Origin of the sequence: Ancylobacter aquaticus, assembly GCF_004339465.1 — a bacterium.
Lineage (GTDB): Bacteria > Pseudomonadota > Alphaproteobacteria > Rhizobiales > Xanthobacteraceae > Ancylobacter > Ancylobacter aquaticus.
In genome coordinates, this window is record NZ_SMFY01000001.1 from 158,416 (window position 1) to 183,439 (window position 25,024).

Annotated in this window: 22 protein-coding genes; 9 read left to right on the top strand and 13 right to left on the bottom strand. The window is 69.3% G+C overall.

The features are described 5' to 3' along the window. Positions 1-24 precede the first annotated feature (24 nt). The 6 genes from EV667_RS00830 to EV667_RS00855 form a co-directional block, all read right to left on the bottom strand. The gene (locus EV667_RS00830) at positions 25-1,221 is read right to left on the bottom strand and encodes an efflux RND transporter periplasmic adaptor subunit (RefSeq protein WP_131833452.1); all 1,197 of its coding nucleotides are present in this window, start codon (positions 1,219-1,221) and stop codon (positions 25-27) included. Between the two features lie 136 nt (positions 1,222-1,357). Further along, entirely contained in the window at positions 1,358-1,552 is a 195-nt protein-coding gene (locus EV667_RS00835) for a hypothetical protein (RefSeq protein WP_131833453.1), read from the bottom strand. Between the two features lie 34 nt (positions 1,553-1,586). Beyond that, positions 1,587-2,492 carry a S49 family peptidase gene (locus tag EV667_RS00840; protein WP_131833454.1) on the bottom strand — a complete coding sequence of 302 codons (906 nt, stop codon included), beginning with the start codon at positions 2,490-2,492 and terminating at the stop codon, positions 1,587-1,589. Positions 2,493-2,557: 65 nt separating this feature from the next. Then, positions 2,558-3,346, bottom strand: a complete 789-nt coding sequence (locus EV667_RS00845; RefSeq protein ID WP_245515921.1) for a tRNA1(Val) (adenine(37)-N6)-methyltransferase — start codon at positions 3,344-3,346, stop codon at positions 2,558-2,560. Between the two features lie 8 nt (positions 3,347-3,354). Continuing rightward, positions 3,355-3,579 (bottom strand): putative signal transducing protein, encoded by a 225-nt coding sequence (locus EV667_RS00850; protein ID WP_131833456.1) that lies wholly within the window; start codon positions 3,577-3,579, stop codon positions 3,355-3,357. Positions 3,580-3,665: 86 nt separating this feature from the next. After that, the gene (locus EV667_RS00855) at positions 3,666-4,721 is read right to left on the bottom strand and encodes a rhamnan synthesis F family protein (RefSeq protein ID WP_131833457.1); all 1,056 of its coding nucleotides are present in this window, start codon (positions 4,719-4,721) and stop codon (positions 3,666-3,668) included. Positions 4,722-5,014: 293 nt separating this feature from the next. Here EV667_RS00855 and EV667_RS00860 point away from each other — a divergent pair, with 293 nt between their 5' ends. Continuing rightward, complete coding sequence (locus EV667_RS00860; RefSeq protein ID WP_425359012.1) at positions 5,015-6,004, top strand: polyprenyl synthetase family protein; 990 nt, start codon at positions 5,015-5,017, stop codon at positions 6,002-6,004. A 4-nt stretch (positions 6,005-6,008) separates the two neighbouring features. Here EV667_RS00860 and EV667_RS00865 read toward each other — a convergent pair whose 3' ends face one another. Both EV667_RS00865 and EV667_RS00870 read right to left on the bottom strand, forming a co-directional pair. Further along, entirely contained in the window at positions 6,009-6,332 is a 324-nt protein-coding gene (locus EV667_RS00865; protein ID WP_131833459.1) for a YnfA family protein, read from the bottom strand. A 14-nt stretch (positions 6,333-6,346) separates the two neighbouring features. After that, positions 6,347-7,231, bottom strand: coding sequence for a 4-(cytidine 5'-diphospho)-2-C-methyl-D-erythritol kinase (locus EV667_RS00870; RefSeq protein WP_207907652.1), 885 nt, complete (start codon positions 7,229-7,231; stop codon positions 6,347-6,349). 253 nt (positions 7,232-7,484) lie between these two features. Between EV667_RS00870 and rimP the strand changes: the two genes are divergently transcribed. The 8 genes from rimP (at position 7,485) to pnp (ending at position 18,150) form a co-directional block, all read left to right on the top strand. Further along, positions 7,485-8,357, top strand: coding sequence for a ribosome maturation factor RimP (gene rimP, locus EV667_RS00875; RefSeq protein ID WP_131833460.1), 873 nt, complete (start codon positions 7,485-7,487; stop codon positions 8,355-8,357). Then, positions 8,357-9,979: a transcription termination factor NusA gene (nusA, locus tag EV667_RS00880; RefSeq protein ID WP_131833461.1), complete on the top strand. Its 1,623-nt coding sequence runs from the start codon at positions 8,357-8,359 to the stop codon at positions 9,977-9,979. Before rimP ends, nusA begins: the two co-directional genes overlap by 1 nt. A gap of 35 nt (positions 9,980-10,014) precedes the next feature. Next, the gene (locus EV667_RS00885; protein ID WP_131833462.1) at positions 10,015-10,725 is read left to right on the top strand and encodes an RNA-binding protein; all 711 of its coding nucleotides are present in this window, start codon (positions 10,015-10,017) and stop codon (positions 10,723-10,725) included. Positions 10,726-10,790: 65 nt separating this feature from the next. Then, on the top strand, positions 10,791-13,631 hold the full coding sequence (gene infB, locus EV667_RS00890) for a translation initiation factor IF-2 (protein WP_131833463.1): 2,841 nt from the start codon (positions 10,791-10,793) through the stop codon (positions 13,629-13,631). A gap of 144 nt (positions 13,632-13,775) precedes the next feature. Then, positions 13,776-14,204 (top strand): 30S ribosome-binding factor RbfA, encoded by a 429-nt coding sequence (rbfA, locus tag EV667_RS00895; protein WP_131833464.1) that lies wholly within the window; start codon positions 13,776-13,778, stop codon positions 14,202-14,204. Next, positions 14,201-15,226, top strand: coding sequence for a tRNA pseudouridine(55) synthase TruB (truB, locus tag EV667_RS00900; RefSeq protein ID WP_131833465.1), 1,026 nt, complete (start codon positions 14,201-14,203; stop codon positions 15,224-15,226). Before rbfA ends, truB begins: the two co-directional genes overlap by 4 nt. 225 nt (positions 15,227-15,451) lie before the next feature. After that, positions 15,452-15,721, top strand: a complete 270-nt coding sequence (rpsO, locus tag EV667_RS00905; protein ID WP_131833466.1) for a 30S ribosomal protein S15 — start codon at positions 15,452-15,454, stop codon at positions 15,719-15,721. Between the two features lie 269 nt (positions 15,722-15,990). Next, positions 15,991-18,150, top strand: a complete 2,160-nt coding sequence (gene pnp, locus EV667_RS00910) for a polyribonucleotide nucleotidyltransferase (protein ID WP_131833467.1) — start codon at positions 15,991-15,993, stop codon at positions 18,148-18,150. 91 nt (positions 18,151-18,241) lie between these two features. On the opposite strand, the gene EV667_RS00915 is transcribed toward pnp, so the two are convergent. From EV667_RS00915 to EV667_RS00935, 5 genes are all read right to left on the bottom strand, one after another. Next, positions 18,242-19,231: an asparaginase gene (locus EV667_RS00915; RefSeq protein WP_131833468.1), complete on the bottom strand. Its 990-nt coding sequence runs from the start codon at positions 19,229-19,231 to the stop codon at positions 18,242-18,244. Positions 19,232-19,445: 214 nt separating this feature from the next. Next, a complete protein-coding gene (gene glcF, locus EV667_RS00920) occupies positions 19,446-20,765 on the bottom strand; it encodes a glycolate oxidase subunit GlcF (RefSeq protein ID WP_131833469.1) in 1,320 nt (439 codons plus the stop codon). A 3-nt stretch (positions 20,766-20,768) separates the two neighbouring features. Next, positions 20,769-22,034, bottom strand: a complete 1,266-nt coding sequence (locus tag EV667_RS00925) for an FAD-binding protein (protein WP_207907653.1) — start codon at positions 22,032-22,034, stop codon at positions 20,769-20,771. 1 nt (position 22,035) lies between these two features. Beyond that, entirely contained in the window at positions 22,036-23,457 is a 1,422-nt protein-coding gene (locus EV667_RS00930) for an 8-oxoguanine deaminase (protein WP_131833471.1), read from the bottom strand. After that, on the bottom strand, positions 23,457-24,953 hold the full coding sequence (locus EV667_RS00935) for an FAD-linked oxidase C-terminal domain-containing protein (RefSeq protein ID WP_131833472.1): 1,497 nt from the start codon (positions 24,951-24,953) through the stop codon (positions 23,457-23,459). Before EV667_RS00935 ends, EV667_RS00930 begins: the two co-directional genes overlap by 1 nt. Positions 24,954-25,024: the final 71 nt, after the last annotated feature.

A 25,024-nucleotide genomic window follows, 5' to 3' on the forward strand; every position in this document is an offset into this window, starting at 1 on the left:
GGCGTGCGAGCTCGTTCATCGCCCTCAGCCCAGACGCGGCGGCATGGGGGGGCGCCCGCCCGGGCGCGGGCCGGCGGCGGCATTGGTGCCTGTTATCACCGTCTCGCCCGACCCGAGCCCCTCGGTGATCTGGGTTTGGCTGCGGTTGGACAGGCCGGTCTTCACGGCGCGCTCCTGCGGCCCCTGCGGGGTGAGCACGCGCACGCTCTGGGAGCCGTCGCGGGCGGTGCGGATCGCCGGTGTCGGCACCAGCGGCACGCCCTTGGCCTCGCCGAGGCGGAAGAACACCTGCGCCGTCATGTCGGTCATCAGCATCAGGTCTTCATTGGGCACGTCGATCAGCACATTGTAGAGCACCACGTCGTTGACGATGGTCGGCGTCGGCTCGATCTGGCGCACCGTGCCGCGCCAGCGCCGGTCCGGCAGGCCGAGCGTGGAGAAGGAGGCGGGCGTGCCGACGGTGATGCGCGGAATGTCGCCCTCCGCCACCTGCGCCGTCACGGTCATGGTCTGCAGGTCGGCGATGCGCAGCACGATCGGGGCGGACTGGTTGGCGTTCAGCGTGCCGCCTTCGCGGGCGGTGATGGAGACGATGGTGCCGTCCATCGGCGCGTAGATCTTCGTGTAGCCGAGATTGGCGAGGTCGCCGTCCAGCGTTGCCTGCATCTGGGCGATCTGCGCCTTCAGCGCGTCGATCTTGGCCTCGCTGATCTGCTCGGTCGCCATGGCGGCGTCGGCCGCGTCCTTGCTGCCGGACTGGTTCTTGAGCAATTGCTGCGCGCGCTCGTTGCGCAGCCGGTCCAGCGTCAGCTGCGCTTCCGCCTGCGCCAGCTGGGCGCGCAGATTGTCGAGGCTGGCACGGTCGCCGGCGACGCGGGTCTGGTAGACGGTGGGGTCGATCTCGGCGAGCAGGTCATCCTTCTTCACGACATCCCCGACTGCGGGGTGGATGGTGCGCAGCTGCCCGGAAACCTGCGTGCCGACATCGACATAGGTCTTGGGCTGCATCTTGGCGATGGCGTTGACGCTGGTCTCGATGTCGCCAATCTCGACGGTGGCGGTCTGGAAGGCGGGCGCCGCCTCGGGCGCGGCGCCGCCGGCATAGTGGTAATAGCCGGCCCCGGCGAGCAGCGCGGCGGCGAGGGCCCACGGCCAGCGGCGACGGCGCCGCCGGCGCGTCGTCTTCTCTCCCGTCCAGCTGCTTTCCGCCTTCTGCAACATCGCGCCGTCCCATCCTCGCTATCCCGCAAGGCGTAAGGGTTAAGTCACGGCATATAAAGTGAATTCGCGGTAATGATGGGACCGGGTTGCAACATTGGAGGCGTTCCAGCGCGCCGCCGGCGGCCCGCGCCGCGCCCTATGAATCGCCCGGCCGGTACTCGCCGGAGGCGGGATCGCGGCGCAGCGTGGCGCGGGCGTCGAGCGCGCCGGCTTTTTCGGCGCGCCGCTGGGCGTCCAGCTCGGTGTTCACGCGGCGCGATTCGCGCACCAGCACCTTGACGAGGGCGGCGGTGCCGAGGGCACCCAGAGCGACGAGGAAGACGGGCGGCATGAGGATGTTTCCGGAAGCGTGCGGCAGGGTTACGTCAAAGCCCGAAGCGGCTCCATAGTGCGCGCTCCTCTGCGGCGGAAATGAGGGCCTGTGCCGCGCCGGCGCCGATATCGGCCGCCAGGCCGCCGCCCCGTTCCCCGCCAATCCCCACGCCGGGCGAGCGACGGCCGAACAGGCCGGGCTTTACCTCGATCAGTGGGGTGCGGACCTTGTCGCCATAACGGGCGCGCAGGAAACCCCTGAGATCGCCGATGGAGTCGACGAGGCCGAGCTCCTGCGCCTGCGGCGCCGCCCAAAACTCGCCGGAGAACAGCGTCTCGTCATCGCCCGAAAGCACATCGCCGCGTCGCGACTTCACCAACGCCACGAAGGCGGCGTGGATTTCCTGCTGCAGCGCCTTGAGCCGCTCGATATCTTCCGCCTTCTCTGGCTGGAACGGGTCGAGCATCACTTTTCGGGTGCCGGCGGTGTAGACGCGGCGTTCGATGCCCAGCTTTTCCAGCGCGGCGGGAAAGCCGAAGCCGGCGCTCACCACGCCGATGGAGCCGAGGATGGAAAAATCATCGGCGACGATTTCGTCCGCCGCGCAGGCCAGCATGTAGCCGCCCGAAGCCGCGACATCCTCGACGAAGGCGATGACCGGCAGCTGCTTTTCCACCGCGAGGGAGCGGATGCGCTTGAAGACCAGGTGCGACTGGGTCGGCGCGCCGCCCGGCGAATTGATCACCAGCGCCACCGCCTTGGCGCCCTTCACCGCAAAGGCGCGCTCCAGCGCCCGCGACGTATTGGCGAAGGTGATGCCCGGACGGAACGGGCTGGCCATGCCGATCGCCCCGCTCAGCCGGACCACCGGCACGACGGGCGTGCCGCCGCGCAGCCGGGCGGGCAGGAAGGGATCGAGACGGCGGCGGAAATCGCTGAAGACGGATGAGTTTGCCATGCCCAAGAGATAGGGTGCGTTTGGCGTTCGCTCAATGCGTCGTCGCGCGAAGAGATGACGCTTCGTCACTCCGGCCCGATGGCGCCGCCCGCCCGCAGCACATGCTCGGCCAGCGTGCTCGGGCGCCCGGCGCCGTCCGCCAGCGTGATGGCGGGCAGGAAAGCGGGGGCCGTGCGGCGGCCCTTGAGCGCGCCGATCAGCAGCCGGTGCGCCGGCGCGCCGGGCGAGGGATGCACCGGGCGGATCGTCACGGCGCCGAAACGGCCTTTCAGCCCCGCCAGCAACGCCTCGATGGCTTGCGGCCGGTGGATCAAGGCGAGCCGCCCGCCCGGTGCCAGAAGCCGCTCCGCCGCGCGCAGCCAGATTTCGACATCGGCATCGGCAATCGCATGGGCGAGCGCCCTTCCGGCATGGGGCGAGGCGCGGTGGCGGGCGGGGTCGTTGAAGGGCGGGTTCATCAGCACGAGATCGGCCGCACCGGCCGCCGGCGCCTCAGGGCCGGAGGGGCGGCCGAGCCGGGCCACATCGGCGTTCACCACCTTCACCCGCGCGGCAAGGTTCGGCGCCTGCCGGGCCGCGTTGCGGGCGGCGAGTGCGGCCAGCGCGGGGTCGATCTCCACCAGCGTCAGCGCCGCAGTCGGCACCCGCACGGCGAAGGCGAGGCCGGCCGCACCGACCCCGGCGCCGAGATCGACCGCGCACCCGGCATACGGCGCACTCGCCGCCAGCAGTAGCGCGTCATGGCCGGCGCGGTGGCCGCGCAGCGGCTGCAGCAGGCGCAGGCGACCGCCGAGGAAAGCGTCGTCGCTCAACCCGTCATCGGTCGGGGTCTCGTCATCCCCCGGCGCGCTCACTGCGCCGCTCATGCGTCGCCGAGGGCGGCACCGAAGCCAGCCTCGTCGAGCAGGGCGCGCGCATCGTCGGCGCGCTCGCCCTCCACCAGCAGCCGGCGCGGCAGCAGGCCGATCGAGCCTTCCATCACGCTCATGTGCTGGTCGAGCACGAGATGGCCGATTCCCGCGCTGTCGAGCAGGGCGGTGATGGCGGAGAGGAGGACGACGTCATTGGTCCGGAGAAGTTCGTGCATCCGCCATATGAGGCAGCAAGCCGCCCGCATGGCAAGCCGCTCAGAAAACTCGCCGCCGCACACCCGGGGGCGCCGGGCCGGCCGTCTCAGAGCTGCATTTCGGCGCGCACGGCGGGCTCGAAATCCGCGTCGAGGCCGAGGCGCACGAGTTCGCGGTACTGGATCGACAGCTTGCGCTTCAATGCGGGGAAACCGAGGTCCAGCACGAATTCGGGGTGCATCATCGGAAACGAAGCGAACAGGCGCTTGCGGCGGATCGGGCCGGCGAGCGCGTCGCGGATGCGCAGCGGTGCCCAGCCCTGCTCCAGCATCGGCCGGATCGCTGCCGCGTCCTTGGGGTTGAGCCGGCACTGATAGGCGAGAAGGCGCGACAGCTTGTCCGCGTCGTCCAGCGCCATCAGCCGGTCGATCGCGGTGCGCCAGTGGACGAAGGCGCCCAGCGTGTAGCCGCGCCGCGCGAAATGGCGCGACAGGCCGCGCTCAAGCCGCCGGACCACCATATGCTTGTTGTCGATGAGTGGCATGTCGCGCCAGAAGGCTAGGAAAGCCTCGCTCGCCACCAGACGCTGCGAGAAGCGCAGGAAATAGGACTGCACATACTCGTGGTTCACGCCGAAGCGCGGGGCGCAATTAAGGTGGAAGCCGAAAATGTCTTCCTTCGCCTGCTGGCAGCGCGCCACCGCGTCGCAGTCGGGGCGCAGCGGGAACCACAGGCTGTCATTCATCAGGAAGAGCATGCGGGGCCTCACGCCCCGGTCGAACAGGGTGAGAATGCCCTCGCGAAAGCCGCCGAAATCATAGCCGAGATTTGGCCGCTCGATCACCAGATGCGTGCCTGCGCATAGCCGTTCGCGATCCCCCTCGCGCAGGGTAGCATTGGACACGACGACGCAGGCGATGCCGTTCCGGGCGAAATGGGCCAGCGTGGCAAAAGTGGAATCGGGTATGCCGTCGCGCGGAAAGATCACCAGAATGGCGACCTGCTCGGCAATGGGCTGGTTTCCCGGTGTGATCTTTACACTATGCGGGCGCCTGGAATCGTAGTCACGGCGCCGAACGGCACCCAGGAACATCCAGGGCGCACTGCGCAGCTTGGAGCGCCAGCGCCCCAACTCCTTGCCGATCTTCCTGAAAAAAGCCAATCCGTATCACCGCAACATCATAGTATCGCGATACTAGTCAAAGCACTGTGATCTCCGCAACAGCGGCTTTCGAGGTCTCGCCGCGGCCGATCCTGGTTGCGTCGCCCAAAGGCCTCGGCGCCCCTCCGCACCCCTCGGCGTTCCCGATCCGCAGGCGTCGAGGGCAGACGACAACTTTCGCCTTCCGGCGCGGTAAGCTATGAGAACCCCTCGGGTCACGAGCGCATCGCCGCTCGCCGTCGCCATTGCTGAGGGAGCCCCCTGTGTCCGTCGCCTACTCCTTCACTCCCGCCGTGACGGGGTCCGAAGCCTCGCTGACCGGCATCGTCACGCTGGTGCAGGCCGATATGGGGCGCGTGAACGCGCTGATCCTCTCGCGTACCGGCTCCGACGTGGCGATGATCCCAGAGGTTGCCCAGCACCTCATTTCCTCCGGCGGCAAGCGGCTGCGCCCGATGCTGACTCTCGCGACCGGCGCGCTGGCGGGCTATCAGGGCGATGGCACGGTCAAGCTCGCGGCTTCGGTCGAGTTCATGCACACGGCGACGCTGCTGCATGACGATGTGGTCGACGACAGCGAGATGCGCCGGGGCAAGCTCGCCGCCCGCATGCTGTGGGGCAACGAGGCGAGCGTGTTGGTCGGAGACTTCCTGCTCGGCCAGGCCTTCCGCATGATGATCGAGGTCGGCAACATGCGGGCGCTCGACATTCTGTCCACGGCCGCCGTCGTCATCGCCGAGGGCGAAGTCGCCCAGCTCGCCGCCGCCAAGAACATCGCCACTGACGAGGACGCCTATCTCGCCGTGATTCGCGGCAAGACCGCCGAGCTGTTCGCCGCCGCCTGCGAAGTCGGGCCGGTGCTGTCCGGGCGCACGCCGGCCGAGCAGGCCGCCTGCCGCGCCTATGGCATGAATCTCGGCATCGCCTTTCAGCTGGTCGACGACGCGCTGGACTATGGCGGCTCGCAGGCCGATCTCGGCAAGAATGTCGGCGACGATTTCCGCGAGGGCAAAATCACGCTTCCCGTGGTGCTGGCGGTGCGCAACAGCGACGAGACGGAACGGCAGTTCTGGCGCCGCTGCCTGGAACGGGGCGAGATCGGCGAGGGCGACCTCCAGCAGGCGCTGGCCCTGCTCGTGCGCCATGGCGCCATCGCCGCGACAGTGGAGCGCGCCCGCGCCTATGGCCTGGCGGCCAAGCAGGCGCTCGACGTCTTCCCCTCCAGCCCGGCCAGGGACGCGCTGCTCGACGTCGTCGATTTCTGCATTTCGCGGGTGCGCTAACCCCTCAGCCGCGCGGCGCGAACACGATGAGCGCCGCGCCGGCAAGGCACACCGCTCCGCCCGCGAGGTCCCAGCGGTCGGGCCGCAGGCCTTCCACCGCCCACAGCCACACCAGCGACGCCGCGACATAGACCCCGCCATAGGCGGCGAAGGCACGCCCGGCGGCCGCCGCCTCGACCTGCGTCAGCGCCGCCGCGAAAGCGATGAGGCTCAGCGCTCCCGGCGCCAGCCAGAGCGGGCTCGCCCCGCTGCGGATCACCGCCCAGAAGGCGAAGCAGCCGGCGATTTCCAGCAGGGCGGCGGCGGCGAAGAACAGGGCTGTGTGCATCTTGGACTCCTGCCCTATCCGAGTATGGTCGACTTCACCCACCATTCCGGATGGGCCCCGGCCACGCGCTTGGCCGCTGCCGCAGCGGCGCGGCAGTCGTCATACAGCGCGAACATGGTGGCGCCCGAACCGGACATCCGCACCAGCCGCGCGCCCGTCGTCGCGCCGAGTGCCTCTTCGACCGCGCCGAGCACCGGCGCGAGCGCCCGCGCCGGCGGCTCCAGATCGTTGGGCTCGGTGCGCAGCCAGGCGAGCAACCCCGAGCGCGACGCGCCGGCCGGCTCGGGCGAGGCTGCAGCGCGCTGTGTGCCCGGCGCCAGCGCCAGCATGCGGAAAACATCGGCGGTGGCCACCGCCACGCGCGGGTTCACCAGCACCGCGCCGAAGCGCGGCAGGGCGAGCGGGGTGATCGCCTCGCCGCGCCCGCCCATCAGGCAAGAGCATCCATAGAGGCAGGCCGGCACGTCCGATCCGGTGGCGAGCGCCGCCTCGACCAGCCGCTCATCCCCGAGATCGAGCCCGTTCGCCCGCGCCAGCAGCCGCAGCGCCGCCGCCGCATCCGCCGAGCCGCCGCCAAGGCCGGCCGCCACCGGCAGCCGCTTGGAGAGGGTGAAGTGCCCCGTCACCAGCCCGGGCACACCCGCCGCTAGCGCCCGCGCCGCCCGCAGCACCAGATTGTCGCCCTCGTCCGCAAGCGCCGTCGCGCCCGGACCTTCAAGGGCGAGCGCCAGTTCCGCCCCCGGCAGCAGCGTCAGCCGGTCGCCAACGCCGGCAAAAGCGACGATGCTCGACAAATCGTGATAGCCGTCGGCGCGCCGGCCGAGCACCCGCAAGGTGAGGTTCACCTTGGCGGGCGCGCGCTCGCGCAGTATGGCGTCGTGCGGAGTTCGGACAGACATGAGCCGCTTATGCGACGCGCCTTCGCCGGCCGCAACCGCCGCTGCGGGCCCTCGCAACGGCGCGGACGGAAATGGCGGCCCGGCCCGCGTGATCGCCCGGTTCCATCGCTCCCTTGCACGCGGGATCGGTTTGGCTGTATAAGCGGGTCATTCAACGATCTCACAAACGATCATCTGATCGGTTGAGAGTGGGTTCCGTCGCCGGGGCCCGCTCTTTTTGCATTGCGGATCGTTAGGCGATCCGATGAGGACGATGAGCGAAACCGAAGCCGACGACACGCAAGCCCGCGCCACCGACGTGGACACCCAGCCCGAGGGCCGTCTCGATGAGCCGCGCCTCGTCATCGAGGCCGGCCCCGCCGCCCGTGTGGCCGGCATCGTCGGCCCGGTGCTGCACGGCCTCGGCTTCCGTCTCGTGCGGGCCAAGATCTCCGGTGGCAGTCCGCCGACCCTGCAGATCATGGCCGAGCGCCCCGATGGCTCCTTCGGCATTGACGAGTGCGAGGCGGCAAGCCGCGCCATCTCGCCGGTGCTCGATGTCGAGGACCCGATCACCGGGGTCTATAATCTCGAAATGTCCTCGCCGGGCATCGACCGGCCGCTGGTGCGGATTTCCGATTTCCATCGCTGGGCCGGCCACGACGTCAAGATCGACATGGCCGTACCGGTGGAGGGGCGCAAGCGCTTCCGTGGCATCCTGGTCGGCGCCAAGGGTGAGGAGGCGCTGCTGCGCCTGCCCGACGCGCCCGCCGGCGCGCCCGACACCGTCGCCCTGCCGATTTCCGACATCGGCGACGCCCGCCTGGTGATGACCGACGCGCTGATCCGCGAAGCGCTGCGCCGCGACAAGGCGCTGCGCGAAGGCGCCGGCATCGACGAGGACGACATCGACTTCGCCGATATCGGCGAGGTGCCGCTCGACGGCGACGACGCCGACGACGGCGACGACGATACTGCGGATGAGGACATGTTCGTGGGCGGCGAAGGTGTCGCCCCGCGCGTCGTTCCGCCGAAGAAGATGCCGGTCAAGCAGAAGTCCAAGCCGATGCTGAAGCCCAAGGGCGCCGCGAAGCCCGGCAAGAAATCCAACGCCAAACGCAAATCCCATGCGAAGGAGACGCACTGATGGCCGTCGTCAGCGCCAACCGGCTCGAACTCCTGCAGATCGCCGACGCGGTCGCGCGGGAAAAAACGATTGACCGGGGCATCGTGATCGCCGCGATGGAGGATGCGATCGCCAAGGCGGCGCGCTCGCGCTACGGCGCCGAAACCGACATCCACGCCGAGATCAACCCGCGCACCGGCGAGCTGCGCCTCGCCCGCCACCTTCTGGTGGTCGAGCAGGTCGACAACCCGGCCGTCGAGATCGACCTTGTCGGCGCGCGCCGGCTGAACCCGGCGGCGCAGATCGGCGATTCCATTGCCGACACCCTGCCGCCCTTCGATTTCGGCCGCATTGCTGCGCAGAGCGCAAAACAGGTCATCGTGCAGAAGGTGCGCGAGGCCGAGCGCGACCGGCAGTATGAGGAATTCAAGGACCGCATCGGCGAGATCGTCAATGGCGCGGTCAAGCGCGTGGAATACGGCAACGTTGTCGTCGACCTCGGCCGCGGCGAAGCCTCGCTGCGCCGCGACGAACTGCTGCCACGCGAAGTGTTCAAGACCGGCGACCGCATCCGCGCCTATGTCTATGACGTGCGCCGCGAGCAGCGCGGGCCGCAGATCTTCCTCTCCCGCACCCATCCCCATTTCATGGCCAAGCTGTTCGCGCAGGAAGTGCCTGAGATCTATGACGGCATCGTCGAGATCAAGTCGGTGGCCCGCGATCCCGGCTCGCGCGCCAAGATCGCCGTCACCTCGCGCGATTCCTCGGTCGATCCGGTCGGCGCCTGCGTCGGCATGCGCGGCTCGCGCGTGCAGGCGGTGGTGAACGAACTGCAGGGCGAGAAGATCGACATCATTCCGTGGTCCGACGACGTCGCGACTTTCATCGTCAATGCGCTCGCCCCGGCCGAAGTGGTCAAGGTTGTGCTCGACGAGGACCGCGAGCGTATTGAAGTTGTGGTCCCGGATGCCCAGCTTTCGCTCGCGATCGGCCGCCGTGGTCAGAATGTGCGCCTTGCCTCCCAGCTCACCGGCTGGGACATCGACATCATGACCGAGGCGGAAGAGAGCGAGCGTCGGCAGAAGGACTTTGCCGAGCGGACCACCATGTTCGCCGAGGCGCTCGACCTCGATGAGATGATGGGCCAGCTCCTCGCCTCGGAAGGTTTTGCCTCGGTCGAGGAAATCGCCTATGTGCCGCTGAACGAGTTGGCGAGCATCGAGGGCTTCGACGAGGACACGGCGCAGGAACTGCAGAACCGCGCGCTTGCCCATCTGGCGCAGGTGGAAGCCACCTTCGACGAGCGCCGCAAGGCACTCGGGGTGGAAGACGCGCTGCGCGAGGTGCCGGGCGTCACCTCGCCGATGCTGGTGGCGTTCGGCGAGAACGACATCAAGACGGTCGAGGACCTTGCCGGCTGTGCCACCGATGATCTCGTCGGCTGGACCGAGCGCAAGGATGGCGAGGTGGTGCGTGTCGCCGGCGCGCTGGAAGGCTTCGAGCTTTCCCGCGAGGCCGCCGAAGCTCTCGTCATGCAGGCCCGCGTCATGGCCGGCTGGATTACCGCCGAAGAGCTCGCTGGTCCCGTCGATGACGAGGCCGGGGAGGTCGAGACGGCCGAGGCCGACGAAAGCCAGGCCTGACCGCCCGGACCGGCACGGCTTCGGGACCGAAGGGAATGGACGCGGTGACGGACGAGACGGCCCCCCACGGGGCGGAACCGGCAGACATCGACACCGATGCCGCCGGCGCCGACCAGGCGGATGTGGGGCTGACCGATGCCGGCCTGCCGGATGCGGGCCGCGCGCCGACCCGGCTGTGCATCGCCAGCCGGACTGTGCGGCCGGTTGATGAACTGCTGCGCTTCGTCGTGGCGCCGGATGGCACGGTGGTGCCGGACATCCATGCCCGGCTTCCCGGGCGCGGCGCCTGGGTGACGGCACGGCACGCCGTGCTCGCCGAAGCCCTGAAGCGGAAGGCGTTTTCGCGCGCCTTCAAGGGCAAGGGCCGAGCCGAGCCGGGACTGTCCGACATGGTCGGGCAGCTTCTGGAAAAGGATGCCCTCGCCTCCCTCGCCCTCGCCAAGAAGGCGGGGCAGGTGGTGACAGGCAACGCCAAGGTGATCGAGGCGCTGCAGAGCGGGAAGGTCGCGGTGCTGATGCATGCGAGCGAAGCCGCCCCGGACGGGGCCGGGAAGCTCGATGCTCTGGCGCGGCGGATCGGTGAAGCTGCCGGACGGGAAATCGCCCGAATCGACAGCCTGCCGGGAACACAATTGGACTTGGCGCTAGGGCGGGCAAATGTGGTACATGCTGCGCTGCTCGCGCATCCGACGAGCGCGGGGTTCCTCGCGCGAATGAAAAGGCTCGAAGGCTGGCGCGCGGAGTAAGCAGGCTGGCCGACGATAGTGGGGCCTTTCCGCATGAGGCGGAAAGGTACAGGAACGGATACCGAATGACCGATACGAAGAACCCCGGCGAGAAGACGATGGGCGTCGGACAGGGCGGCAAGACCACCCTCACGCTCAAGCGACCTGTCGAGCAGGGCGTCGTCCGCCAGAGCTTCAGCCATGGGCGGTCCAAGTCCGTCGTGGTGGAGAAGGTGAAGCGCCGCGTGCTCGGCCCGGGCGACAAGCCCGAGGCGCCGGCAGCGGCCGCACCGGCTTCGCCGCCGGCATCCGCCCCGCCCGCCACACAGGCTGCCCGCCCGGCACCGAGCGCTCCCGCGCGTCCGGCACCGGCGAGCGCGCCCGCGCGCCCCGCGCCAAGCCCCGCGAGCGCCCCGAGCGTCGCGGCCGCCCCGGCGGCACCGGTGAGCACGCCGGCCAGCCAGCCTTCGGGCCGGCCGCCGCTGCGCACCCAGCCCTCCCCGGGCGCCAATCTCTCCAGTCCCCGTCTGGCCCCGCAGGGCAGCCGTCCCGGCGGCGTGGTGCTGCGCACCCTGACGGAAGAGGAAGCCCGCGCCCGCACCGCCGCCCTCCAGGACGCCCGTGTCCGTGAGGTCGAGGATCGCAAGCGCGCCGAGATCGAAGCGGTTCGCCGCGCCGAGCGCGAAGCCCGCGAAAAGATCGAGCGCGAGGCCGCCGAGGCCCGCAAGCGCGAGGAAGACGCCCGCCGCGCCTTCGACGAGGAAGCCAAGCGCAAATCCGAGCAGGAAGCGCGCAAGCGTTTCGGCGAGGACCAGCCCGCCGCTGCCTCGGCACCGGCCGGCAATGCGCCGCGTTCGGCTACGCCGTCCGGCCTGTCGCAGGCGCCCGCCGCCCCCGGCGCGCCGCGCGTCGCCACGCCGCGCGGCCCGATGGATGCCGAGGAAGACGATCGTCGTCCGGTCCGCCGCGGTCCCGGTGGGGCCCCCGCGCGCCCCGCCGCCCCGGCCAAGCCGACCCGTCCCGCCGGCCCGGAGAAGAGCCGCGGCCGCCTGACCGTCGTCACCGCCCAGTCGTCCGACGACGAGCGCCAGCGCTCCGTCGCCTCGTTCCGCCGGCGCACCCAGCGCATGAGCGGTCATCGCCATGTCGAGGCGAAGGAAAAGATCGCCCGCGAAGTGATCATCCCGGAGACCATCTCCATCCAGGAGCTGGCCAACCGCATGTCCGAACGCGCGGTCGACGTCATCCGGATGCTGATGAAGCAGGGCCAGATGGTGAAGATCACCGACGTGATCGACGCCGACACCGCCCAGCTCATCGCCGAGGAACTCGGCCACAGCGTGCGCCGCGTCGCTGAATCCGACGTGGAAGAAGGCCTGTTCGACACCACGGACACCGAAGAGCACCTCGAGTCGCGCCCCCCCGTCGTGACCATCATGGGCCATGTCGACCACGGCAAGACCTCGCTGCTCGATGCCATCCGCAAGGCCAATGTCGTGTCCGGCGAGGCCGGCGGAATCACGCAGCATATCGGTGCCTACCAGGTGACCTCGCCGCTCGGCGGCAAGGTGACGTTCATCGACACGCCCGGCCACGCCGCCTTCACGGCGATGCGTGCGCGTGGCGCAAAGGTGACGGATATCGTGGTGCTGGTGGTGGCGGCGGATGACGGCGTGATGCCTCAGACGATCGAGGCCATCAACCACGCCCGCGCCGCTAAGGTGCCGCTCATCGTGGCGATCAACAAGATCGACAAGCCCGACGCCAAGCCCGAGCGCGTGCGTAGCGAATTGCTGCAGTACGAGGTCCAGGTGGAAAGCCTCGGCGGCGACACGCTGGAAGTCGAGGTGTCGGCCAAGGCGCAGACCAATCTCGACAAGCTGCTGGAGCTCATCACCCTGCAGTCGGAAGTGCTCGACCTCAAGGCGAACCCCAACCGCGACGCGGAAGGCACCGTCATCGAGGCCAAGCTCGACCGTGGCCGGGGCCCTGTCGCCACCGTCCTCGTCCAGCGCGGCACGCTGCGTGTCGGCGATATCGTCGTCGCCGGTGCCGAGATGGGCCGCGTGCGCGCCCTGATCGACGACAAGGGCGCCAATGTCGCCAGCGCCGGGCCGTCCTTCCCGGTCGAGGTGCTCGGTTTCAGCGGCACGCCGGAGGCGGGCGACCGTCTCGCCGTGGTCGAGAACGAAGCCCGTGCCCGCGAGATCACCGATTATCGCCAGCGCCAGAAGCGCGAGAAGGCGGCGGCCCGTTCCGCCACCGTCCGCGGTTCGCTGGAGCAGATGATGAGCCAGGCCAAGACGGCCGGCCGGAAGGAATTCCCTCTCATCATCAAGGGCGACGTGTCCGGTTCCATCGAGGCGATCACCTCCTCGCTGGAGAAGCTCGGCACTGACGAGGTGCAGGCCCGCATCATCCACTCCGGCGCCGGTGGCGTGAACGAGAGCGACGTCACGCTGGCGGAGACGGCCGGCGCGGCGATCATCGCCTTCAACGTACGTGCCAACAAGGAAGCCCGCGACGCGGCCGACCGTGCCGGCATCGAGATCCGCTACTACAACATCATCTACGACCTGGTGGATGACGTGAAGGCGGCGATGGGCGGCCTGCTGGCCCCGATCAACCGCGAGACCATGCTCGGCAATGCCCTCATCAAGGAGATCTTCGCGGTCTCCAAGGTGGGCAAGGTCGCCGGTTGCCTCGTCACCGACGGTGTCGTCGAGCGCGGCCAGCATGTTCGCCTTATCCGCGACAACGTGGTCATCCACGAAGGCAAGCTGGCGACGCTCAACCGCTTCAAGGATGCGGTCAACACGGTGCATTCCGGCCAGGAATGCGGCATGTCCTTCGAGAATTACCAGGACATGCGTGCCGGCGACGTCATCGAGTGCTACCGCGTCGAGGTCGTGCAGCGCACGCTCTGAGCGCACAAGGCGCACGCAAGCTTTGGCCGTTCCCGCACGCGGGAGCGGCCTTTTCACGGGAGCGCGCGGTCCAAGCCCGTTCGCTCCGGTCGCGGCCGGCCCCGATGCCCCCAGGTGTGGGCGGGGCCTTGAAGGTTTGATTGCATGAAGAACAAAGCGAGCTCGGGCGGCGGCCCGAGCCAGCGCCAGCTGCGCGTGGGCGAGCTGGTGCGTCATGCCCTCGCCGAGGTACTGGCGCGGGGCGACGTGCAGGATCCGGCGCTGACGCGGGTGGTCATCACTGTGCCGGAAGTGCGCATGAGCCCGGACCTGAAGATCGCCACCTGCTATGTCATGCCGCTCGGCGGCAAGGACCCGAAGGCGGCGATCGCGGCGCTGGCAACCAATGCCAAGCCGCTGCGCGGCGAGATCGGCCGCCGCCTCGCGCTGAAATCCATTCCCGAGCTGCGCTTCCGCATCGACACCTCGTTCGAGGAAGGCTCGCGCATCGACGCCCTGCTGCGCCTGCCGCAGGTGAAGCGCGACCTCGATGGCCCCGAAAACGACCCGAACGACCAAGAGGACGCGGTATGAACGCCCCGCTCGACCCCACCCGCCTTCATGACGATGCCCCCGTTGAAACCCCCGTCGACGCTCCCCCCGTGCCGCCCACCGACGAGGCCCGCGAGGCCCCGCGCAAGCGCCGGCCCAAGCGCGACGTCGATGGCTGGGTGCTGCTCGACAAGCCGGTCGGCATGACCTCGACCCAGGCGGTCGGGGCGGTGAAATGGCTGTTCCAGGCCAAGAAGGCCGGCCATGCCGGCACGCTCGACCCGCTCGCCTCCGGCTGCCTGCCGATCGCGCTCGGCGAGGCGACCAAGACCGTTCCTTTCGTCATGGATGGGCGCAAGGTCTATCGCTTCACCGTGCGCTGGGGCATCGAGACCGACACCGACGACAGCGAGGGCCAGCCGACGGAGACCTCCGAGCTGCGCCCGACGCGCGAGGCGATCCTCGACCTGCTGCCCGGCTTCCGTGGCGAGATCGAACAGGTGCCGCCGAACTATTCTGCCCTCAAGATCAATGGCGAGCGCGCCTATGACCTCGCCCGCGACGGCGTCGAGGTCCAGCTCGCCGCGCGCACCGTGGTCATCCATTCGCTCGACCTGGTCGACCAGCCGGACGCCGATCATGCGGTGTTCGAGGCGGAATGCGGCAAGGGCACCTATGTGCGCTCGCTGGCCCGCGATTTCGGCCGGGCGCTGGGCGCGCGCGGCCATATCTGCGCCCTGCGCCGCACCCGGGTCGGCACCTTCCCCGAGGAGGAACTGATCCCGCTGGCCAAGCTGCGCGAAGTGTCCGAGGCGATGGACGACGCGCCGCCGAGCTACGCCCTGCGCCCGGTGGAGATCGGGCTGGAGAGCCTGCCGTCGCTGCGCGTCTCGTCTTCCGACGCCGCCCGCCTCGCCCATGGCCAGCCGATCATCCTGCGCGGGCGCGACGCGCCGGTGCTGGAGGGCCCGGTCGCCATCACCGCCGGCGGCCGCCTCATCGCGCTGGGCGAGGCCGAGGCCGGCGAGATCCACCCCAAGCGGATCTTCCTTTCCGGCAAGTAAAGGACGGGGTGGGCGCGAGAATTCCCGCTCGGCTGTCGCTCCCAGCTTTCACTAGCGCCCCCAACGTTTTCGTGTATGGTGCGCGCGCGTCGCGGACCCCTCGTCCGCGCGAACCCATTGTTGCATCGACCGTGCTGGACGACATCCCGGCTTGGCCGGCCTCAATGGCCCGAAGCGGCGCGCAGGCGCTTCTTCACCCCCTCCCTTATGGAAAAGGAGATCCCGATGTCGATCACTGCCGAGCGCAAGCAGGCGCTCATCAAGGAATACGCCACCAAGCCGAACGACACCGGCTCGGCCGAAGTGCAGGTTGCGATCCTCACCGAGCGCATCAGCAACCTTACCGGCCACTTCAAAGGCCACGCGAAGGATAATCATTCCCGCCGCGGCCTGCTCAAGATGGTTTCGGCCCGCCGCGGTCTTCTCGATTATCTCAAGAAGACCGAGGAAGCCCGCTACAAGTCGCTGATCCAGCGCCTGGGCATCCGCCGCTGAGCTGACATGCGAGGCTCGCGCCGCTCTGGCGCGGGCCTCGCACGCTGAAAGACGGCGCGGGCGGATGACCCGCCGCGCTGAAGACGCAAGATGTGGCGGGCATGGGGCTCGCCGCGACCGATAGTGAAGCGGCGCGCCATGGCAGGATCGCCGGAGACTCGTGGTCCCCCACTGGGGACCCCGTGGCGGCGCCTTGCCAAAGGCCGCCCCATCGCCGGAGTCTCTCGCCGTCTTGCCCATGGCCCCGCTTCGGAAAGCCAGAGACAGACATGTTCGATATTCACCGCGAGGAACTCGACTGGGGCGGGCGCACGCTCACCCTCGAGACCGGCCGCATGGCGCGCCAGGCCGATGGCGCCGTGCTCGCGACCTATGGCGACACCACCGTGCTCGCCACCGCCGTTTCCGCCAAGAGCGCCAAGCCCGGCCAGGACTTCTTCCCCCTGACCGTGAACTACCAGGAAAAGACCTACGCCGCCGGCCGCATCCCGGGTGGCTACTTCAAGCGCGAAGGCCGCCCAAGCGAGAAGGAGACGCTTGTCTCCCGCCTGATCGATCGCCCGATCCGCCCGCTCTTCGCCGACGGCTACAAGAACGAGACGCAGGTCGTCATCACCGTCCTCTCGCACGACCTTGAGAACGATCCCGACATCGTGGCGCTGGTCGCCGCCTCCGCCGCGCTCACCCTGTCCGGCGTGCCGTTCATGGGCCCGATCGGCGGCGCCCGCGTCGGCTTCATCGACAATGAATACGTGCTGAACCCGACCACCGACGAGGTCAAGGAATCGGCGCTCGACCTCGTGGTTGCCGGCACCGGCGACGCCGTGCTGATGGTCGAGTCCGAGGCCAAGGAGCTCTCCGAGGAAGTGATGCTCGGCGCGGTCATGTTCGGCCACCGCCACTTCCAGCCGGTGATCGACGCCATCATCCGCCTCGCCGAGAAGGCCGCCAAGGAGCCGCGCGACTACACCGCGCCGGACCATTCGGCGCTGGAAGCGGACGTGCGTGGCCTGATCGACGGCGATCTGCGCGCCGCCTACAAGATCGTGCGCAAGCAGGACCGCTACGCGGCGGTCGGCGAGGCCAAGGCGAAGGCCAAGGCGCATTACGCCGCCCTCGCCGCCGAAGGCAAGCCAGTGCCGGACGCCCAGGTTCTGGGCGAGGTGCTCAAGGAGCTTGAGGCCAAGATCGTCCGCTGGAACATCCTCGACGAGGGGATCCGCATCGACGGCCGCGACACCAAGACCGTCCGCCAGATCGTCGCCGAGGCGAGCGTTCTGCCGCGCGCCCACGGCTCGGCGCTGTTCACCCGCGGCGAGACGCAGGCCCTCGTGGTCGCCACGCTCGGCACCGGCGAGGACGAGCAGTTTATCGACAGCCTGGAAGGCACCTATAAGGAGCGCTTCCTGCTGCACTACAACTTCCCTCCCTTCTCGGTCGGCGAGACCGGCCGCATGGGCTCGCCCGGCCGCCGCGAAATCGGCCATGGCAAGCTTGCCTGGCGCGCCATCCGCCCGCTGCTGCCGCCCGCGCACGAGTTCCCCTACACGCTGCGCGCGGTGTCGGAGATCCTCGAGTCGAACGGCTCCTCCTCCATGGCGACCGTCTGCGGCACCTCGCTCGCGTTGATGGACGCCGGCGTGCCGATGCGCCGCCCGGTGGCCGGCATTGCCATGGGCCTCATCCTTGAGGGCGAGAAGTTCGCCGTGCTCTCCGACATCCTCGGCGACGAGGATCACCTCGGCGACATGGACTTCAAGGTGGCCGGTACCGACAAGGGCGTCACCGCCCTGCAGATGGACATCAAGATCGCCGGCATCACCGAGGAGATCATGAAGGTCGCCCTCACCCAGGCGAAGGACGGCCGCATCCACATTCTCGGCGAGATGAACAAGGCGCTCACCGGCGCCCGTTCCGAGCTCGGCGAGCATGCGCCGCGCATCGAGGTGATCCAGATCCCGGTCGACAAGATCCGTGAAGTGATCGGCTCGGGCGGCAAAGTGATCCGCGAGATCGTCGAGAAGACCGGCGCCAAGATCAACATCGAGGACGACGGCACGGTCAAGGTCGCCTCCGCCTCGGGCGAATCGATCAAGGCGGCGCTGAACTGGATCAAGTCCATCGCCTCCGAGCCCGAGATCGGCCAGATCTACGAGGGCACGGTGGTCAAGGTCGTCGATTTCGGCGCCTTCGTGAACTTCTTCGGCGCCAAGGACGGCCTCGTGCACGTCTCGCAGCTCGCCAAGGAGCGCGTGGCCAAGCCTTCCGACGTCGTCAAGGAAGGCGAAAAGGTGAAGGTGAAGCTGCTCGGCTTCGACGAGCGCGGCAAGACCCGACTGTCGATGAAGGTCGTTGACCAGGAGACCGGCGAGGACCTCGAAGCCAAGGCGAAGCCCGCCGAGGATGGCGAGACCGGCACCGCCGAGTGATCGGCCTCTGATTTCCAGAGTTCGAGCGGGGCGCCTTCGGGCGCCCCGTTTGCGTTTGGGCGTTCGGTATCACGGCGCTTGCAGAACGCCGTCAGTCATAGGCTGAGAGCGCCCCCGCTACCGCGTCGCGGTTCCAGCCGGACGCCAGCGCCAGGGTGAGCAGCAGGCGGGCCTTTACCCCGGTCAGCAGCCCGGCGGAGAGCGCGCCGCGCGCGAGGAGGTCGATTTCCGAGCCGGGATAGGCATAGGTGCGCTCGAACACCGGCCCGGCCAGCGTCCGGCTGGCGATCACCACCGGCATCCCCGCGGCGACCTCGCCGACGATGTCGGCCATCGCCGCCGGTACATGGCCCGCCCCTGCCCCCTCGATGACGAGGCCAGCAAAGCCGAGGCCCGGCACCGCCCGCAGCAGCCTTCCATCGTCCCCCATCGCAATCTTGAGAAGCGCTACCGGCGGCAGTGCGCCCATGCCGGCCGCCAGAGCCGGAAGCGACGGGCGCGCCACGCGGGCGAAAATCCGCACCCGCCCTTCCGCCACCAGCCCGAGCGGGCCGGCCGTGTCCGACACGAAGGCGGAGGTGAGCGCGGTGTGCGCCTTGCGCACGAAGCGGGCCGCGTGAATCTCGTCGTTCATCACAACCAGCGTGCCGAGGCCCCGCGCGTCCGCATTGGTGGCGACGAGGGCGGCGGCGAGGAGGTTCGCCGGTCCGTCGGCCCCCGGCTGCTGCGCGCCGCGCATGGCGCCGACCACCACCACCGGGCGCGCGTCCCGCACCAGCAGGTCCAGTGCGAAGGCGGTTTCCTCGATGGTGTCGGTGCCCTGGACGACAACCGCGCCGTCAAAACCCTGCGCGAAGGCGGCGTTGATGTCGGCCGCGACCTCGGCGATGTTTTCCAGCGTCAGCGAGGCGCTGCCGACCTTCAGAGGCGAGCGCGCTTCGATCTCCGCCACCTCGACAAGGCCGGGCACGGCGGCGACCAGTTCAGCGGCGCCCAGCGTCGGCATGATGCCCCCGCCTGCGCTCGCCGTCATCGTGATGGTGCCGCCGAGGGAAAGGACGAGAAGCCGGGGACGGGGCATGGGCAACCTTGTTTCTTGCGACGGATTTTGCCGCCTCGAACGACGACCTCCCGAGGTGCCCGGCCCCCGCCCCCGCCTCGAAGGACGGCGCCAGCGACAGGGACACACTCCGAGGCGCACCGACGCGCACCTACGGGATGACGACCCGACAGCGCGGACCGGGGAAAGACACGAGGCGCCATCATAGCCGCGCGCCGCGTGCCCTGTCAGGCCCTCACGCTGCCGCGCGAATGTCCGCCAGTTCGGCCGGCATCGGCCCGCCGGTCGCCCAGTCGAGCAGTTCCACCGTGTGCACCACCGGCAGGCTTGAGCCGCCGCCGATCTGGGTCATGCAGCCAATATTGCCGGCGGCGACCAGCTGAGGCTCGGTGCGCTCGATATTGGCCACCTTGCGCGCGCGCAGGCGCTCGGCGATCTCCGGCTGGAGGATGTTGTAGGTGCCGGCCGAGCCGCAGCACAGATGCCCCTCGGCCGGCTCCAGCACGGTGAAGCCGACGCTGGCCAGCAGTGCCTTGGGCGGGGTGCGGACCCGCTGGCCATGCTGCAGCGAGCAGGCCGAGTGGTAGGCGACGCGGATGCCGGGGGCGATGACCGGGGCGGGCAGCTCATGCACCGCCAGGAACTCACTCACATCCTGCGCCAGCGCCGAGACCTTGGCCGCGCGTTCGGCATAAGCCGGCTCGGTGCGGAGCATATGGCCGTAATCCTTGATGGTGGTGCCGCAGCCCGACGTGGTCACAATGATCGCGTCGAGCCCCTCGCCCTCGATCTCGCGCCACCAGGCATCGACATTGGCGCGGGCATTGGCCAGCGCCAGATCTTCCTTGCCCATGTGATGGGTGAGCGAGCCGCAGCAGCCCCCGCCGACGGGGCGCACGATCTCCACTCCCATGCGGGTCATCAGCCGGATCGCCGCCGCGTCGATCTCCGGCCGCAACACCGGCTGGGCGCAGCCATCGAGCAGGGCAACGCGGGCGCGGCGTTCGCCCTGCGCCGGGAAGCGGCGCACGCCCTCATCGGCCGAGCGGGTCGCCGGACGGCCGGGGGCAAGGCGCAGCATCGCCGCAATCGGCCGCAGGGCCGGCACCGCCGCGAACAGGCCGGCGAAGGGCCGCGCCAGCATCGCCCCGCCAATGGCGAGGCGGAACAAGGTGCGGTTCGGCAGCACCCGCGCCAGCAGCGCGCGGGTCAGCCGATCCATCAGCGGGCGGTGATAGGTCTTCTCCACATGGTCGCGGGCATGGTCGACAAGGTGCATGTAGTGCACGCCCGAGGGACAGGTGGTCATGCAGGACAGGCAGGAGAGGCAGCGGTCGATATGCTTGGCGACCTCCTGCGTCGCCGGCCGGTCGTTCTCCAGCATGTCCTTGATCAGGTAGATGCGCCCGCGCGGGGAATCGAGTTCGTCGCCCAGCAGCACATAAGTCGGGCAGGTGGCGGTGCAGAAGCCGCAATGGACGCACGCGCGCAGCACCTGCTCGGAGCGGGCGGTCTGCGGATCGGCGAGCTGGGCGAGGGAGAAACTGGTCTGCATGGCTCACACTCCCGCATACATACGGCCCGGGCTCAGCACGCGCCCGGGATCGAAGCCGTCTTTCATCCGTGCGATCAACCCGCCGGTAAGGGCGTCGAGCGGCTGGAACACCTCCTCGCCCGCCCGTGCCGCCGCCGAGGCGCGGATCAGCGTCGCATGGCCGCCGCCAGCGTCCGTGACCGCCGCCCGCACGCGCGCGGTAAGCGGCTCGGTGCCCGGCATCTGCACCCAAACGAGGCCGCCCGCCCAATCGTAAAGGCTCATCGCCCCCATTTCGCGCAGGGCCGCGCCGATGGAAGGCCCGGCCATCGGCGCCACCGAGACGCGCCAGACGGCTTTGAGATTTTCCAGATACGCTCCCTCGTCCCCGGGCTTGCCCCGGGGACCCAGGTTTTCGGGCGCTGCGAACGGTTCCACATCGCGCACCGCTTGCCAGAAGGCGCGCGAGGCGTCGGCGTCGAGGAAGGACAGCGTGCCATGGGCGCGCAGCATTGCCTCCAGCTTGCCGCGCCGGTGGAGGATCGAGGGCTGCACCCCTTCCAGCCGCAGCGCGGTCACAGCCATTCCCGCCCTGGCGACGGCAGGAATATGCGCGGCGACCTCGGCCGGCAGATGCGCCGCGCCGGACACGTCGTAATAGGAGCCGACCGCCGAACTCATCACCCCGGCCGCCGCAGCGTCGTCGAGGCCGAGCACCAGCAGCGTCTCCACCGTTTCCGGGCGCGGCAGCACCTTGATGGTGAGCTCGGTGAAGGCGGCGAGCGTGCCATAGGAGCCCGACAACCCGCGCGGCAGGTCGTAGCCGGTGACGTTTTTCACCACCCGGCCCCCGGCCTTGAACGCCTCGGCCCGGCCGGAAACGGCGCGCAGGCCGAGCGCATGGTCGCGCGCCGCGCCGGCGCTCGGCCGGCGGGGGCCGGCGAGGTTGCAGGCGATGAGCCCGCCCAGCGTGCCGCCGCCCGACGCAACGCCCAGCAGCGGGCCGAAATCCATCGGCTCGAAGGCCAGCATCTGCCGGGAGGCCGCGACCAGCGCCTCGATTTCCGCCACCGATGTGCCGGCCCGGGCGCTCAGCACCAGCTCCTCCGGCTCATAGAGGGTGACGCCCGTCAGGCCCTTCAGCTCCAGTGTCGCATCGGTCTGGATATGCCGGCCGAGGCTCGACTTGGAGCCGCTGCCGGCGACATCGAGCGTGCGCTCATTGGCAACGGCCCAGCGTACGGCCTCCACCACATCGGCCTCGTCGCGCGGACACAGCCTCTCGCTCATCTCAGGCACCTCCGGAAAGCGCGGCGAGCCGCGCGGCATGCGTGTTGTGTTCCGCCACCACCGCTGGCAGGTCGATTGTCACCACTTCGCCATGGGAAACCACCGGGCGGCCATGGACATAGGTGAAGGCGGCGCGGCCGGGGCTGCAGAACAGGGCGGCGGCCACCGGGTCGGAGAGCCCGCCGGCAAAGGCGACATCGTCGAGCCGCAACGCGAAGAAATCCGCGCACATGCCGGGCGCCAGCGCACCGATATCGCTGCGCCCCAGCACGGAGGCGCCGCCGAGTGTGGCGAGCTCCAGCGCCTCGCGCGCGCTCATCCACTCATGATCGCGCGAGGGGTCGGCGGTGGACAGCGTGGTGTCTGGCCCCTCGGGCGGGCGCAGCGCGATCTGCAATCGCGCCAGCAGCATCGCCTGGCGCGCCTCGCCCAGCAGGTTGTTGCCGTCATTGGAGGCCGAGCCGTCGACCCCCAGCCCGACCTTCACGCCTGCGCGCCGATAGGCTTTCACCGGGGCGATGCCGGAGGCGAGGCGCATGTTGGAGGAGGGGCAGTGGCACACGCCGACCCCGGCACCGGCGAAGCAGGAAATCTCGTGCGCGTTCACATGCACGCCATGGGCGAACCACACGTCCTCGCCCAGCCAACCCAGCTCTTCCATATAGGCGACCGGCCGCTTGCCGAAGCGCTCCAGGGTGAAGCGCTCCTCGTCGATGGTCTCGGCAAGATGGGTGTGAAGCCGGACGCCCTTTTCCCGCGCCAGCGCCGCGCTGTCACGCATCAGCTCCGGCGTCACCGAAAAGGGCGAGCAGGGGGCGAGGGCGATCTGCAGCAGCGAACCGGGCGCGGCGTCGTGATAGCGGGCGATGACGCGGGCGCTGTCCTTGAGGATCTCGTCTTCGTCCTCGACGCAGTCGTCCGGCGGCAGGCCGCCCCGGGACTGGCCGAGCGACATCGAGCCGCGCGAGACCATGAAGCGCAGGCCGATCTCGCGGGCGGCGGCGATCTGGTCGTCCACCGCGCAGCCATTGCGGAACACATAGGCGTGGTCGAAGCAGGTGGTGCAGCCCGACAGGGCAAGTTCGGCCAGTCCCACCAGCGTCGCGGTGCGCGAGGCTTCCGGCGTGCGCGCCGCCCAGAGCCGGTAATGCGCCGTGAGCCAGCGGAACAGATTGACGTTCTGCGCCGCCGGAAGGTTGCGGGTCAGGGTCTGGTCGAGATGGTGGTGGGCGTTCACCAGCCCCGGCAGCACGACATGGCCCGAGAGGTCCAGCACTTTGTCGGCGGTGGCCGGCAGGGCCTCGCTGGGGCCGACCTGTTCGATGATGCCATCGCGCGCAAAAAGACCCCCGCCGGCGATCTCGCGGCGGGCACCGTCCATGGTGACGAGCACGGTGGCGTTGCGGACGAGGAGGGTGGTCATCAGAACCGCGGCAAATCGGGGAAGGGCAGCTTGCCGCCCGAGACATGCATGCGCCCCAGCTCGGCACAGCGGCGCAGCACGGGGAAGACCTTGCCGGGGTTGAGCAACGCCTCGGGATCGAAGGCGCATTTCAGCCGCTGCTGATGGTCGAGGTCGATCTCGTTGAACATGGAGGGCATGAGGTCGCGCTTCTCCACCCCCACCCCGTGCTCGCCGGTGAGCACGCCGCCCACCTCGACGCAGAGCAGCAGGATGTCTGCGCCGAAGGCTTCGGCTTTTTCCAGCTCGCCCGGCGTGTTGGCGTCGTAGCAGATCAGCGGGTGGAGGTTGCCGTCGCCGGCATGGAAGACATTGCCGCAGCGCAGCCCGTATTTTTCCGACATCTCCTCCATGCGCCGCAGCACCAGAGGCAGCGCCTTGCGCGGAATGGTGCCGTCCATGCAGAGATAATCCGGCGAGATGCGCCCCACGGCCGGGAAGGCAGCCTTGCGCCCGGCCCAGAAGGCGACGCGCTCCTCCTCGCTGGTGGAGGCGCGCAGCGTCATGCAGCCGAGCCCGTTGCCGATCTCGGCGACGCGGTCGATCAGGTGGTTCACCTCCGCCTCCGGGCCGTCGAGTTCCACGATCAGCAGCGCCTCGACATCGAGGGGATAGCCCGCGCCGAGGAAGGCTTCGGCGGCGTGCACCATCATCTTGTCCATCATCTCCATGCCGCCGGGAATGATGCCGGCGGCGATGATGGCGGCGACGCACGCCCCCGCCGCCTCCGAGGAGGGAAAACCGAGCAGCACGGCGCGCGCCGTCTCCGGCTTCTTCAGGATGCGGACAGTGACCTCCGTCACTACGCCGAGCAGGCCCTCCGAGCCGACGATGAGGCCGAGCAGGTCCAGCCCGCCGGAATCAAGGTGCTTGCCGCCGAGACGGACGATCTCGCCCGATATCAGCACCATCTCGACGCCAAGCACATTGTTGGTCGTCAGGCCGTATTTCAGGCAGTGCACGCCGCCGGAATTCTCGCCGACATTGCCGCCGATGGTGCAGGCGATCTGCGAGGAGGGGTCGGGGGCGTAGTAGAAGCCGTTATCCGCCACCGCATTGGTGATGCCGAGATTGGTCACGCCCGGCTGGGTGACGACCGTGCGGTTGGCGAAGTCGATGTCGAGGATGCGGTTGAACTTGCCCATACCGAGCAGGATGCCGTCTTCCAGCGGCAGCGCGCCGCCCGACAGCGAGGTGCCCGCCCCGCGCGGCACCACGGGGATGCCGTTGGCATTGGCATAGGCCAACACCTGGGAAACCTGCGCGGTGGTGGAGGGCAGCACCACGACGAGCGGCAGCTGGCGATAGGCCGTCACCCCGTCGCTCTCGAAGGGGCGCATCTCGGCCTCGGTGTCGATCACCCCCTCGCCAGGGACGAGGGCACGTAGATCGGCGATGATCTGGGCGCGGCGGGCCAGCACATCGGCCTTGGGCGCCGGCATGACGAGACCGGACATGGGCTTCCTCCCAACGAATGTTTTGGCAGCCACGTCTCTTGCGACGGACGCTTCCGATTTTCGAGCCATTC

Bases quoted from the DNA above. Each gene is read 5' to 3' on its own strand.
- EV667_RS00830 (WP_131833452.1), bottom strand. From the start codon at position 1,221: ATGTTGCAGAAGGCGGAAAGCAGCTGGACGGGAGAGAAGACGACGCGC.
- EV667_RS00835 (WP_131833453.1), bottom strand. From the start codon at position 1,552: ATGCCGCCCGTCTTCCTCGTCGCTCTGGGTGCCCTCGGCACCGCCGCC.
- EV667_RS00840 (WP_131833454.1), bottom strand. From the start codon at position 2,492: ATGGCAAACTCATCCGTCTTCAGCGATTTCCGCCGCCGTCTCGATCCC.
- EV667_RS00850 (WP_131833456.1), bottom strand. From the start codon at position 3,579: ATGCACGAACTTCTCCGGACCAATGACGTCGTCCTCCTCTCCGCCATC.
- EV667_RS00865 (WP_131833459.1), bottom strand. From the start codon at position 6,332: ATGCACACAGCCCTGTTCTTCGCCGCCGCCGCCCTGCTGGAAATCGCC.
- EV667_RS00870 (WP_207907652.1), bottom strand. From the start codon at position 7,231: ATGTCTGTCCGAACTCCGCACGACGCCATACTGCGCGAGCGCGCGCCC.
- rimP (WP_131833460.1), top strand. From the start codon at position 7,485: ATGAGCGAAACCGAAGCCGACGACACGCAAGCCCGCGCCACCGACGTG.
- nusA (WP_131833461.1), top strand. From the start codon at position 8,357: ATGGCCGTCGTCAGCGCCAACCGGCTCGAACTCCTGCAGATCGCCGAC.
- EV667_RS00885 (WP_131833462.1), top strand. From the start codon at position 10,015: ATGGACGCGGTGACGGACGAGACGGCCCCCCACGGGGCGGAACCGGCA.
- infB (WP_131833463.1), top strand. From the start codon at position 10,791: ATGACCGATACGAAGAACCCCGGCGAGAAGACGATGGGCGTCGGACAG.
- rbfA (WP_131833464.1), top strand. From the start codon at position 13,776: ATGAAGAACAAAGCGAGCTCGGGCGGCGGCCCGAGCCAGCGCCAGCTG.
- truB (WP_131833465.1), top strand. From the start codon at position 14,201: ATGAACGCCCCGCTCGACCCCACCCGCCTTCATGACGATGCCCCCGTT.
- rpsO (WP_131833466.1), top strand. From the start codon at position 15,452: ATGTCGATCACTGCCGAGCGCAAGCAGGCGCTCATCAAGGAATACGCC.
- pnp (WP_131833467.1), top strand. From the start codon at position 15,991: ATGTTCGATATTCACCGCGAGGAACTCGACTGGGGCGGGCGCACGCTC.
- EV667_RS00915 (WP_131833468.1), bottom strand. From the start codon at position 19,231: ATGCCCCGTCCCCGGCTTCTCGTCCTTTCCCTCGGCGGCACCATCACG.
- glcF (WP_131833469.1), bottom strand. From the start codon at position 20,765: ATGCAGACCAGTTTCTCCCTCGCCCAGCTCGCCGATCCGCAGACCGCC.
- EV667_RS00925 (WP_207907653.1), bottom strand. From the start codon at position 22,034: ATGAGCGAGAGGCTGTGTCCGCGCGACGAGGCCGATGTGGTGGAGGCC.
- EV667_RS00930 (WP_131833471.1), bottom strand. From the start codon at position 23,457: ATGACCACCCTCCTCGTCCGCAACGCCACCGTGCTCGTCACCATGGAC.
- EV667_RS00935 (WP_131833472.1), bottom strand. From the start codon at position 24,953: ATGTCCGGTCTCGTCATGCCGGCGCCCAAGGCCGATGTGCTGGCCCGC.